The 12080-nt window shown below is 58.0% G+C and carries 9 protein-coding genes; 3 read left to right on the top strand and 6 right to left on the bottom strand.

Annotated elements, in window-relative coordinates:
- Positions 1 to 4: 4 nt before the first annotated feature.
- The 3 genes from tssE to tssB are packed head-to-tail and all read right to left on the bottom strand — an operon-like array spanning position 5 to position 2432.
- Positions 5 to 418 carry a type VI secretion system baseplate subunit TssE gene (tssE, locus tag CAF80_RS07175; RefSeq protein ID WP_039768339.1) on the bottom strand — a complete coding sequence of 138 codons (414 nt, stop codon included), beginning with the start codon at positions 416 to 418 and terminating at the stop codon, positions 5 to 7.
- A complete protein-coding gene (gene tssC, locus CAF80_RS07170; protein ID WP_074690622.1) occupies positions 419 to 1891 on the bottom strand; it encodes a type VI secretion system contractile sheath large subunit in 1473 nt (490 codons plus the stop codon).
- Between the two features lie 37 nt (positions 1892 to 1928).
- The gene (tssB, locus tag CAF80_RS07165; protein WP_074690621.1) at positions 1929 to 2432 is read right to left on the bottom strand and encodes a type VI secretion system contractile sheath small subunit; all 504 of its coding nucleotides are present in this window, start codon (positions 2430 to 2432) and stop codon (positions 1929 to 1931) included.
- 460 nt (positions 2433 to 2892) lie between these two features.
- On the opposite strand from tssB, the gene CAF80_RS07160 reads away from it, so the two are divergent.
- From CAF80_RS07160 to tssM, 3 genes are read left to right on the top strand one after another with little or no spacing between them, the layout of a single operon-like run.
- On the top strand, positions 2893 to 3426 hold the full coding sequence (locus CAF80_RS07160; RefSeq protein ID WP_235375881.1) for a type VI secretion system-associated protein TagO: 534 nt from the start codon (positions 2893 to 2895) through the stop codon (positions 3424 to 3426).
- On the top strand, positions 3414 to 4850 hold the full coding sequence (gene tssA, locus CAF80_RS07155; protein WP_074690619.1) for a type VI secretion system protein TssA: 1437 nt from the start codon (positions 3414 to 3416) through the stop codon (positions 4848 to 4850). The genes CAF80_RS07160 and tssA overlap by 13 nt, the downstream gene beginning before the upstream one ends.
- A 9-nt stretch (positions 4851 to 4859) precedes the next feature.
- Positions 4860 to 8504: a type VI secretion system membrane subunit TssM gene (gene tssM / locus CAF80_RS07150; RefSeq protein ID WP_085667054.1), complete on the top strand. Its 3645-nt coding sequence runs from the start codon at positions 4860 to 4862 to the stop codon at positions 8502 to 8504.
- Between the two features lie 298 nt (positions 8505 to 8802).
- Here the strand turns inward: tssM and CAF80_RS07145 are convergent, their stop codons facing one another.
- From CAF80_RS07145 to CAF80_RS07135, 3 genes are all read right to left on the bottom strand, one after another.
- Positions 8803 to 11385: an AAA family ATPase gene (locus CAF80_RS07145; RefSeq protein WP_085667053.1), complete on the bottom strand. Its 2583-nt coding sequence runs from the start codon at positions 11383 to 11385 to the stop codon at positions 8803 to 8805.
- Between the two features lie 68 nt (positions 11386 to 11453).
- The gene (locus CAF80_RS07140; RefSeq protein ID WP_074692353.1) at positions 11454 to 11717 is read right to left on the bottom strand and encodes a PAAR domain-containing protein; all 264 of its coding nucleotides are present in this window, start codon (positions 11715 to 11717) and stop codon (positions 11454 to 11456) included.
- Positions 11718 to 11757: 40 nt separating this feature from the next.
- Positions 11758 to 12060 (bottom strand): hypothetical protein, encoded by a 303-nt coding sequence (locus CAF80_RS07135; protein ID WP_134333767.1) that lies wholly within the window; start codon positions 12058 to 12060, stop codon positions 11758 to 11760.
- Between the last annotated feature and the right edge of the window lie 20 nt (positions 12061 to 12080).

The raw sequence follows: 12080 nt of genomic DNA, 5'->3' as shown, positions 1-12080 counted from the left end.
TTCCTCATCTCACGCGGGTGTAGCCGTCGCGGCCATGCATGGCCACTTCGATCTGCACCTGTTCTTCCTTGTGGCTGACCCGCACCTGGCAATCCAGGCGAAAGTTCAGTTCCAACGGCAAGTCCGGGTCGGGTTGATAACGCACGCCCGTTACCTTGATACGTGGTTCAAATGCCTCCACCGAGCGCCGGATGTCGGTGCTGATGGCGACCACCAGATCACTGCTGGCCTGGGTGACCCCATTGAAGTCGCGCAGGCCCAGTTCAGGGCTGCTTTGCGAGCAGCCCTGGCGAGAGTTGAGCACCTGTTCCAAGTGGTGTTTTATCGCCTCGACACGCTGGCGGGCCTGTTCATCCGCGCTGCCCGGGCGGTAGCGCGGTGCGTCGGGCTCGAGACGTTCAAACAGGCTGCCGCCCACTTATTGCGTATCCAGTCGACCGACCAGCGAGATCTCGAAGTTGGCGCCCATGTACTTGAAGTGTGGTCTTACCGACAGCGACACTTGGTACCAGCCCGGATTCCCGGCCACGTCCTGAACTTCAATTTTCGCGGCACGCAAGGGGCGACGGCTGCGTACGTCACTCGAAGGGTTTTCCTGGTCGGCGATGTACTGCTTGAGCCACATGTTCAGCTCGCGTTCCAGGTCCTGGCGTTCTTTCCAACTGCCGATCTGCTCGCGTTGCAGCACCTTGATGTAGTGGGCCAGGCGATTGACGATAAACAGGTACGGCAACTGGGTGCCGAGCTTGTAGTTCGTCTGGGCTTCCTGGCCTTCGCGGGTCTTGGGGAAGCTCTTGGGCTTTTGCACCGAGTTGGCGGAAAAGAACGCCGCATTGTCGCTGTCCTTACGCATGGTCAGCGGAATGAACCCGGCTTCGGCCAGTTCAAATTCCTTGCGGTCGGAAATCAGTACTTCGGTGGGGATCTTGGCCTGTAATTGGCCGAGAGATTCGTACAGATGCACGGGCAGATCATCCACCGCGCCGCCGGATTGCGGACCGATGATGTTCGGGCACCAGCGGTAGCGGGCGAAGCTGTCGGTAATCCGCGAAGCCATGAGGAACGCAGTGTTACCCCACAGGTAATTGTCGTGGTCACCGTCGACGGTTTCGTCATAGCCGAAGCTGCGAGTGGTGTTGTCGTCGGTGCTGTACGGCGTGCGCAGCAGGAAACGTGGCAGGGTCAGGGCCAGATGACGAGCATCTTCGGATTCACGCAGGCTGCGCCATTTGGTGTGGCGTGGGCCGTCGAAAATGTCGCTGATTTCCTTGAGGTCGGGCAGCCCCTGGAAACCTTCCAGATTGAACAACTCTGGGCCTGCCGCCGAGACGAACGGCGCATGGGACATGGCGCCGATGGAAGCCACGTAACTGAGCAATTTGATGTCTGACGAACCAGGGCCAAAGGTGTAGTTGCCGACGATGGCACCAACGGGCTCACCACCAAACTGGCCGTAGCCGGCGGTATAGACGTGCTTGTACAAGCCGCTGCGGGTGATGTCACCGGCGTTGTCGAAGTCGTCCAGCAGCTCTTCTTTGGTGACATGCAGCATTTCCAGCTTGATGTTCTCGCGAAAATCCGTGCGATCCACCAGCAGCTTCAGCCCACGCCACGACGACTCCAGTTGTTGGAACTGCGGCTGATGCAGAATCACGTCCATCTGCTTGCTCAGGGCATGATCAATCTCGGCGATCATCTGGTCGACCCGATGCTTGTTGACCGGCTGTTGATGATCGCCGCTTTGCAGGATCTCGCTGATGAACGCAGCCACGCCTTGGCGAGCTACCGCGTAGCCTTCCTGAGACGGGCGCATGGTGGTGTTGGCCAGCAGTTGATCAAGCAACGACGGCTGTTCGTCAGCCACCAACACTTGGGTGGCGGCGCTTTCCATAGACATCGGGAGTACTCCGTTGAGAAGGGCGTTCAAGTCAGTCGTTGGGCGCGTCGAGCACCAGGTCCAGTTCACTGGCCAGGCGTTGGCGGGCGGTTGCATCGGTCAGCAGGTTTTGCAGGTGTTTGCGAAAGGCCGGAACGTTGCCCATCGGACCTTTGAGTGCAACGAGGGCTTCGCGAAGTTCCAGCAACTTGTTCAATTCGGGAATTTGTCGGGCGACGGCGTCAGGGCCGAAGTCATGAATATTTTTAAATTGAAGCCGTACGTTCAAATCGGTGTCGCAGTCTTTGCTTAAAACGGACGGAACCGCCATGTCCAGGGCAACTTCGGCTTTGGTCAGAACTTCATTAAACGTATCTTTATCGATGCGTACAGCTTGCCGATCTTCCAGGGCAGTAAGTTCGCCGTGGCCTTTGAAGTCACCGGTGATCAGCAACTTCAGCGGCAACTCAACTTCGGCCTGTTGATCGCCCGTGGCCGGGACGTACTTGATGTTGATGCGCTCTTTGGGCGCGACAGAGCCGTGATTTTTCGACATGGGAAGAATCCTTTTCATAAGGTCGGCGTATTAGAAACAGTTGTTGCAACGTTTGTCTTGTAGGACGTTGTGGACGCGATTCGTGGGCTTTTAATGTAGGAAATAATACCTTGCGGATCGTTACTGGTTTTCCTACAACTTCCACGGATACATCTGAAGGGCGTGTCTTTTTGTTGGGACTTTTGCAAGGCACTGTTTGTTTTCTACTTGCTTATTCATTGAGTTCTGGTGAGGCTCTGTAAGTTAATTTGTTGAACTTTCAAATAAGTCATGTTGATTTTAAAGATGCTGAGAACATCGGATTCTGATTTCGACGAGACATACTCAGGAGGCGTTGATGCACGGGCAAGGATGGAAATGGGGGCTTTGTCTGACGGTCGTGGCCGTAATGGATGTGCAGGCGGCAACACAAGACTGCCCCTCAATTGTCTCGCCCTTGAAGCGCCTGGAGTGTTTTGATTTGGCCGCTGGCACGCCCATCCATCACGCGCCAGCGGCGCCACGCGCCGTTGGGCAGGTACTGCCGATTATCGACCTGGTGCAACGCAACGAAGTCAAGCGTCCACCCGAGGATCAGCGTTTTCTGCTGTCGTCGTTTCCAGAGCCGGACGATGAGCGGCAACAACGGCTGGTGATCTCCGCCCCGGCCCTGGGCGCGTTGCCACCTCGACCTCACCTGGTTATCAGTTGCGAATCGAAAATTTCCCGCCTGCAACTGGTACTGGATGAGCCAGCCAAACCCAACAAAATTCGCATCCAGCTGTTCAAGGACGACCGACCGGTTTCCGAGGCCTATCGGTGGCAAGTGCTGGACGATGCCGGGTTGGTGGTGGATGCGGGACGAGGGCTGCAGGCCATTGCCTTGTTACGCAACATGGGCGGCGGCCAGCGCCTGCGACTGGAGAGTGACTACCTGCGGCTGAACGGGCTGGTGTTCGACGCTGAAGGGCTGGGCGAACTGATAGAGCAGGAGCGCAAGGTATGTCGCTGGTGATCGACGTTCCGGCGGATACCGTCAAGCGACTGCTGACCCCCATCGACCCAGAACAACTCGCCGGCCATTTCGATGTGGAGGACGAAACCTATCAGGCCATCGATCAGGAAATGGTCAAGCTCGGCGGCCTGCGCGAAAGCGACATCGATTGGCCGTATATCGACGAAGCGTCCCGCGAATACCTGGCCACCCAGTGCAAGCACTGGCGCATCCTCGGTCATCTGCAAGTAGTGTGGCTGCGGACCCGGCAATGGGCGCGCTGGGCGGATGCGTTGGGCTTGGTGGCCGGTATGGTCGACCTGTATTGGGACAATGCCTATCCCAAGCCCGGCCCGACGGGCTATCTGAACAAGCGTAAGCAGGTGCAGCGCCTGTTGGAGAACCTGGTGCAGGTGTTGCCGTCCCTGGATCGCAGTAGCTTTACCCCGGCTTGCCAGGCGGCTGCGGAATTGGCCATGGCTACCCTGCAAAGATGCGTGGAAACCGCCAGGTTCGATCCCGCCCCGTTGGAGGCGTTGCAACGCCAGTTGAGCAAATACAGTGAGCCGGTCGTTGCCGCTGAACCGTCCCATGCAGTCACCTCCAGCGGCGTTCTGGATTCAGCATTTTTCACCAGCCCCAAGCCGCAGGCGCCAGGCAACGAGCGTGAACAGCGCCGCGCCGTGTTGAGCATGGCCGAGCAGATCAATCAACAAGATCCCTACGACCCCACCGGCTATCAATTACGGCGCTTCGGCCTGTGGTCGCATTTGCGCACCGCGCCCCCCATCACCCGCGATCGTCGAACCGAATTGACCGCCGTGCCCAAGGACATAGTCGACGGTTACCAGGACGCGCTGAACCACAATACGCTCGACCCGAACCTGCTGCCGCGTCTCGAGAAAAGCGTCTGCGCCTCACCGTACTGGTTGCGCGGCAGCTACTTGGCCGCCCAAGTCGCCTCGCGCCTGGCGATGGAAGAAGTGGCCGCTGCCATTCGCCAGACCTGCGAACGTTTCGTCTGCCGCCTGCCGGCCCTGCTGGAGTTGTGTTTCAGCGATGGCACACCGTTCGTGGACGCACAAACCCAAGCATGGATCACCGCCGCCGATGAGGCGCAAACCACCGGCAGCCCGGTGCAGGAATACGCCGGCCTGCGCGACGAACTGACCACCCAACTCAACACCGAAGGCGTCGAAGTGGTGCTGCTGCGCTTGCAGGACCTGCACGCCTCTCATGACGCCCCGCGCCAGCGCAGCTACGCCACGGTGATTGCTGCCGACCTGCTGGCATCGCGTGGCCTGTCGTGGCTGGCGGACGACCTGTACGCCAGCGTTGCGCGGTTGATGCGCGATACCACGGCGCAGGGGTGGGAGCCGGAGTTGTACCGGAAAGTGGCGCAACCCATCGACGACAGTCATTTGATTAAAGCGGTTAAGGAGTAGGAGCGATTTATGGGGATGTTCTGGGGATACGTCAAACGTTGGGGCCTGCCGGTACTGCGTCAGTTCAACCAGGCATTGCCGATACTGGTGCTGCTGGGCGTGGTGTTTTTATTGATCGCTATCTGGTGGCTGGGCCCGCAGTGGGCCTGGCGTGAACATCGGCCGCTGAGCGAGTTGGCGATGCGCGTCTCGGCCAGCGTTGTGGTGCTGGTGGTGCCGCTGCTGATCTGGGCATGGCGGGTGCGTAGTCGTTATCACCGGCTGCAGCTTGAACGCCAGCACGAGGCCGCGGTGCAGGCCGACCCGTGCCTGCCTTACATCGAGGCGCAGGAGCGAGCACTGGACCGCAGCCTGGGCAACTTGCTCAACAACATGGAACGCCGCCGTTCGCTCTATCAATTGCCATGGTATCTGGTGTTGGGCGAGGAAAATGCCGGCAAGACCAGCCTGATCACACGCTCCAATCAGAGCTTTGCCTTGTCCCATGTGACCAGGGCCGGGGTCAGGGCGCACCAGGAAGAACAACTGGCCTATCCAGTGGATTGGTGGATCGGTGACGAGGCGGTGTTGATTGACCCGCCGGGTGAATTCCTCAGTCATCCGGAGCCAGCGGCTGATAGCGTCGAGCAGCAAGGCGCGATCCAAGGCAAGGTCAAACCGGTATTGCCCGCTGGCACTCACCCACGTCTATGGCGGCACCTGATCGACTGGCTGGCGCGCAACCGCAGCCGTCGCGCATTGAACGGCGTGGTGTTGGTGATCGATGTGCAGGCCTTGTTGGCGCAACGTCCCGAACAACGCAAGGCCCACGCCAACCTGCTGCGCACCCGGCTGTTTGAGCTGACGCGGCAATTGGGTACGCGCTTGCCGGTGTACGTGACGCTGAGCAAGTTCGACCTGCTGGAAGGCTTCGAAGAGTTCTTCGCCCGGTTGTCGCATAGTGGGCGCGAAGACCTGCTGGGTTTCACCTTCAGTCTGGACGCGGTGGATGATTTCGATGCCTGGCTGACGGAACTGACCCGCCATTACCAGATCTTTGTCACCTACCTGAGTGAACAGATCTTCGACAGTGTCAAGGAGTCGCGTGGGCTGACCGAGCGCGATCGACTGCAGGGCCTGTTGCGTCAGATGGCGGGCCTGCGCCCGGCACTGTCGGGTTTCCTGAGCGAGATGCTCGGCAGTGATCGTTTCACCACCCCTGCGCTGGTGCGCGGGCTGTATTTCTCCCCGGTATTTCAGCAGGGCACCTTGACCAATGCCTTCGTCAAAGAGGCAGGGCAAGCGTATCAACTGCCGCCACCGCCCCCCGAGGTCAAGCCTGCTGGTGGCACTGCGATCTACTTTGCCCAGCAGCTTTTCCAGCGAGTGATTTACCCGGAAGCAGGTCTGGCGGGTGACAACATCAAGGTGGCCCGTAACAAGCGACGACTGCTGATCGCTGGCTTCAGCGTCGCGTCCTTGGGCGTTTTGGTGGTGATCGGAACCTGGCAGTTTTACTTCAACATCAACCGCGACAAGGCTGCGAGCGTCCTGGCCAAGAGTCAGGAGTTCAGTGAGCGGGACATCGACACCAAGGTCGACACGACCGGGCGCAATCTGCTGGTGCCGCTGGATCAGATTCGCGATGCGGTGCTGGTGTACGGTGACTATCGCGAGGCATGGCCGCTGCTGGCGGATATGGGGTTGTATCAGGGGAGGGCGATTGGTCCGACGGTGGATGAGGCCTATCTGAATCTACTGTCCAAGCGCTTTCTGCCGGCGATTGCCAGCGGTGTGCTGGATGCCATCAATGCCGCGCCCGCCGGTAGTAATCAGCAACTGGCGGCCTTGCGCGTTTACCGCATGCTTGAAGAACGGCAAAACCGCCGCCCGGCCATCGTCAAGGAGTGGGTCGCCAAACAGTGGCAGAGGGCCTATCCCGGGCAGGGCCAGTTGCAGGCCGACTTGATGAGACACTTGGGCTACGCCCTGAAATACGCCGACGCCGATTTGCCGCACTACCGTGAGCGCATTGCCCAAGTGCAACAACAGTTGCGCCAGTTGCCTATGGCTGAACGGGTCTACATGAACCTGAAACAGGATGCCCAAGAGCGTTTGCACCGCCCATTGGACCTGCGCGCCGAGGTCGGTCCGGCGTTCGACATCGTCTACAGTCCATTGAACACCGATCAAGAGGGTGGCGGCTTGATGCTGGCACCGCTGCTCACGGCCAAGGGCTTCAGGGACTACTTTGAGCCTGGCACCGAGGGCATCATCGAGCTGGCAATGATCGACCAGTGGGTGCTCGGCGAGCGGCAACGCCTGGACTATTCCGACGAAGACCGCAAAGTACTGACCCAGCGGGTCCGCGCGTTATACAGCGCCGATTATGTCGACAGCTGGCGACGTGCGCTGAATCAGTTCGCGATCACCGACTTCGACGACCTCAGTCACGGCGTGGCCGTGCTGGAGCAGGTCACTGGCCCGGCCGCCCCTCTGCGGCGTTTGCTGGAAACCTTGCGCGACAATAGCGTGATTTACCCGTCGGCGCCCTTGGTCGAAGGGCAGGCACCACTGACGTTGGACAAGGTGTCGGACGGCCAGCAACAAGCTGCGGGTATCCGGCGCGCGTTTTCCAGCCTGACGGAACTGACCACCACGCGCGGCGAGCAGCCGTCCTATTACGAAGAAACGCTACGTTCCGTCAGCGCCGTCTACGACTACGCCAAAGCCGTGCACGACAATCCCGACCCCGGCAAAGCGGCGTTGAAAACCGTGCTCAATCGTTTTTCCCTCGGCGGTGCCGATCCGATTGCCAACCTGCAACGTGTCGCCGTCGGCCTGCCTGAACCACTCAACCAGCAAATCAAAAAGCTAGCCGACCAGACCTCGCAGGTCATGGTGATTGCCGCCTTACGCGAACTGGAAAAACGCTGGGACAGTGATATCTACAGCTTCTACCGCGAACGGCTGGCGAGCCGCTACCCGTTCAAGGCCAGCGGCGAGGACGCCTCGCTGGAAGACTTCGAAGCCTTCTTCAGCCCGCAGGGGCGTCTGCAGCAGTTCCACGATCAATACCTGAACGTGTTCCTCAAGGACAACCTCGATGCTCTGTACTCCGAAAACCTTGGCGGCTACCTGGTACGCAGCGACGTGCTGGAACAGCTCAAGAAGGTCGAGCGCATCCGCGACACTTTCTTCAACCACCGCGGCCACCTGGCCGTGCAACTCACCATCGAACCCCTGGCCCTGAGCGCGACCCGTCTGAGCAGCATGCTCAGCGTCGACGGCCAACTGATCCCTTACCAGCACGGCGCGCCGCAACGCACGGGGCTGGTGTGGCCCAACAGTCTGGGCAACACCAATGGCAGCCAACTGACGCTGGTGCACAGCAGCGGCAACACCGCCAGCCTTAGCTATCGCGGGCCGTGGTCGTTGTTCCGGCTGCTCAGCCGTGGGCATCTTAATGGCAGGACCGACACCAGCGTGGACCTGACCTTTGCCGTCGCCGATGGGTTGATGCGTTATCGCATTGGGGCAGAGAAGGCCAATAACCCGGTTACCCAGCGCAGTTTTGAAGGGTTTGTGTTGCCGAGGACGTTGTTGGAGGAACATCGATCAAACAAAACCATAAACAGGGTTGAGGCGCGCGCGATAACAGCATCCAGCGATTAAAGCAAATGAATCAGTGATGCCGGCGACAGATAACCACAAGTGAATCAGGAAGGTTTAGGCGCAACATCAGTTTACGGACCAGCCGGAGAAGCCAGGTACGTCATACGTTGTCCAGTTGCAACTCAGAATCAACTCCGAACTACCTTGACCCCCGGTAGTGGTGTCGGCGAATCCCCCCTACTTCGCGTAAGCCAGGCGAGAGTAGGGGGCTGATGTGGGGAACTGAGTTGCGGTAGGTTAGTATCACCACGATCTTCGAGCGCTATTTAGTCAGATTGTCCCAAAGTTGCGTCGAGTTCTAAGCCGCAACCAACCGTGCCCTTCGTTCGTTCAGCTCTTTGCGCCACTTTGCAAGGCTCTCAATATCAACCTTAAGCACATCCGCTTCAGGGATGATGACCGGGGCCTCACCGGATTGACTGTGCTCAAAGCAGCTGTACCGCGTCATAAGGTCATCAATCAACTTGCACTCGGCAGGCAGGATTCCATGCAACTGCGCTAGACGTCCTTCCGTCGTCACGCTGCGCCGATGCCTCAAAACCACCTTGTTCAGAAGGTCTTCTTCGACAGAGCGTTCAATGAGTTTGCGGAAGTCGCTGCAAATGCCCTGTGCCAGACCACGGTACGCTGCGGCACCTCCAGCTTCGCCTGCCTTGTGGGCGTCATTCAGGCGAGTCAGCAGGATGTTATTCGCCTTCTTGGTGCTGTTGTTCCACACCTCTTGATCCGCTGGTTGGCCCGATGTTCCGGCATAGGATTCAATGCACATGGGCCGATAGTGGGCTTTCTGCCAAGCCTCGCCTTCTTTCTTGGATACGTCGTCCATGGCGCCATACAACGAAAGGCGGTGGGTGAATATCAGCACCTGGCGTTGCTTCGCCAACTGGACCAGCCGGCAGGCTACATGCCACTCAAAGTCGTGGTCGAGTGAGGAAATGGGATCGTCGAAGATAAACGGTGATGATCCGGGTTTGTCGGCAACGTCCGCAAGGAAAGCGGCTAGCGAGATGATGCGGCGCTCACCTTCGCTAAGCACGGTCTCAGGCGTACCTTGAGCATTTTTCACGCCCTTCAGCCGCAGTTGATGCAGAACCTTTGCACTTTTGGTCCGGGTCTTGATTAACTCAACCTGAATTCTTGAGGCACCGAGTGCCTGCAGCTCTCGATTGAATCGGCCCACGTACGCTTCCGTTACAACTTTCTCGGCCACATCGGTCGCCTTCAGCGAGATGCTTCGGGAGTTCGCCAATGCCTTCCAGCCGTCATAAGCCTTGACCTTCGCAAGTCGATCGACCTCAGCACGAACGGCGGCTGATTGTTGTACTACCCATTTCTTTGTTTCGAGTTCCAGCTTCTCGCTGGTGGCTTTGACTCTGTCGAACTCGAGGGCGTCTGCATCGAGCTGGATCGCTGAGGCTTCAAGCTGGTCCCGGTAGGTCCCAAGGATACGAATATGTTCTTTTGTGTCATCGACAGGTGCCGCGTCCTCAACCAATTCAAAGCTGATGAGCGCGGTCCGGGCGGCGGCGGCCTTGTTCCAAAAGGCAAGGAGATACTCTTCCCACTTTACGTCGGTCAACCCGGCCGCTTCGCATTGCGTTTGCACTTGCTGCTCGGTAGGACTGACCGGAAGTTCATCCAGTGCAGCTGTGTGCTGTGCCTCTGCCTGCTTTGCGTCCCGCTCCAGTTGTCCTTGAACAAACTTTTCAAAGTCGAGAAGACGAAGTTGAGCGTCTGGCTGGAGTTCTTGGTGGCATAGCACGCAACGTGCATCTTCAGTCACAGGGAACGGTTGCGCAGGGTAGGGGGTTGCAGAGTATTTTCGTGCAGCTTCCCACAGTGCGCGCCAGGTCTCTGAACCGACCCCCTCAATTACGGCAGATTTGACCTGGGCGGCTTCATTGGCAATTTTTCTTTTGGCGTCCGCAGCCTCTCTTAACGTTCGGACGGCATTTAGATTGTCGGCACCGTAGGCGTTCGAGGCCTTCGATAGCCCGTTAATAATCTGTTCGACCTGCGTCTTCGTTCTGCGCTTCTGCTTCGACAACGTGTCCGGGTCATCTGCTTTGAGGCGCTCTACGAGGGCGTTGAGGCTTTGCGTGTGCTGGTCAGTCCACTCCAGCAGCTTGTCGAGATCGCCGGCTTTGCGAAGGGTGTGAAGTGCTGCATAGGTCTGTGCCAGTTGGGTCTGTTGATAGATCGCTGGTATTGCAGGTAAGGCACTGGTGAGCTTCGCTTGCTCGGCCTGAAGCAATTCCTTGATCTTGTCAGTCGCTACAGCAAGCTTTTCAAACAAACCTACTACCGGCGGTGTATAGGACGCCGCGCTTTCGCCGCGTAGGTAGTGGCCTGCTTCATCGCTATCAAAGATGTCTATCTGCCGCAGCGCATCTATCGGGGGAGAGCCCACCCGCCATTCGGGAGAGTGGCTCAGGGCATTGTGGCTGTAGCTGATCTGGCACTTGCTCTCGGCGGGAAAATCCTGAAATACGTTGGACTTCAGATCAAGGGCGCGTGGTTTGCCCGAGACCTTCTTCAGGATGCGGGTGTAACTCGATTTTCCTGAACCGTTGTGGCCGTAGATGACGGTTAGGTTGCCATCACCAAAATCCAGGGGCTTGCGAGGGCCCAGACTTTCGATGCCGGTTACCCCATCTATGCGCGCCAGTCGAACCTCGCTGAGATCTTGCGGGTCGTGCATAAGTTCGTCAAAGGGCCGATGGTGGGTGACAGCCTGTCCACCTGCTGTTTTCACATGAGACGCCAGGGCTGCAATATCGTCCTGAGTGAGAAGGCCGTTTTTGAGCAGCCTGTCTGCAGCTTCCTGAAGCCAATCCTGTTGCTTGAGCAACCAGGCTCGAATATCTCCATGTATGTCCATGTGTGCTTCCTTGTTATTGTGATTATTGGTGAAAAGCTAGCAGAGTGTCATTGCTGGATTCGTGGCTGTCAGCGGTGAACGGAGCCGCGGGAGCCGCTGGCGATCAGGGTGGCGCCGCAGGTGGTCTTCATGCCATCCAAGGCCACGGGAATGCCGTTGACGGAATAGGTACTGCTGCCTTCGGCAATCGGGAAGGGGCCTTTACATAAGGGGCACAGCACCATGTGGCCTTTGCCGGCCATGGGTTTGCCGTTGAGGTTGGTGTGTGGGATGGATTCGGTGACAACGCCGCCGTGGTCGGTGGTGTCCCCCAATCGAACGATTGCTTTCATATGAATGCATCTCTTCGTGTGACGGTAGCTGAAGGGGTCATCACGTCTTCTTGTTTGAGCGGATATCTGAAAGTGCTTTTTCGAGGACCTTCATGTCTGGTGGGTTTTTTTGAGCGCCCTTGGAGTCTAGCCATGAGGATACTTTGCGTTTGAGTAATTCCATTCCATCTTCTGTGAAATCATTACGATAGTAGCTGCGGCCAAGTAACTCTCCATTTGAATCTTGCCTGTCATTGTTTAAAAGTTTATTTTTATAAAAAAACATTCGCAGTGCGGTTAGCGTCCTTCTTGCAATAATCTGCTTTTCGACGTCTGGAATACTTTGGCCGTCTTGGTCGTCCATTTGATATCTCGAGACCACTG

The organism is Pseudomonas sp. B34(2017), from assembly GCF_002112915.1.
GTDB classification, from domain to species: domain Bacteria; phylum Pseudomonadota; class Gammaproteobacteria; order Pseudomonadales; family Pseudomonadaceae; genus Aquipseudomonas; species Aquipseudomonas pharyngis.
This window is presented reverse-complemented; position numbering and strand designations above follow the sequence as displayed.

What these genes read in the sequence shown, in the direction of transcription:
- tssM (WP_085667054.1), top strand. Translation starts at nt 4,860, where the DNA reads ATGGGGATGTTCTGGGGATACGTCAAACGTTGGGGCCTGCCGGTACTG.
- tssB (WP_074690621.1), bottom strand. Translation starts at nt 2,432, where the DNA reads ATGTCGAAAAATCACGGCTCTGTCGCGCCCAAAGAGCGCATCAACATC.
- tssC (WP_074690622.1), bottom strand. Translation starts at nt 1,891, where the DNA reads ATGGAAAGCGCCGCCACCCAAGTGTTGGTGGCTGACGAACAGCCGTCG.
- CAF80_RS07145 (WP_085667053.1), bottom strand. Translation starts at nt 11,385, where the DNA reads ATGGACATACATGGAGATATTCGAGCCTGGTTGCTCAAGCAACAGGAT.
- tssA (WP_074690619.1), top strand. Translation starts at nt 3,414, where the DNA reads ATGTCGCTGGTGATCGACGTTCCGGCGGATACCGTCAAGCGACTGCTG.
- CAF80_RS07140 (WP_074692353.1), bottom strand. Translation starts at nt 11,717, where the DNA reads ATGAAAGCAATCGTTCGATTGGGGGACACCACCGACCACGGCGGCGTT.
- CAF80_RS07135 (WP_134333767.1), bottom strand. Translation starts at nt 12,060, where the DNA reads ATGGACGACCAAGACGGCCAAAGTATTCCAGACGTCGAAAAGCAGATT.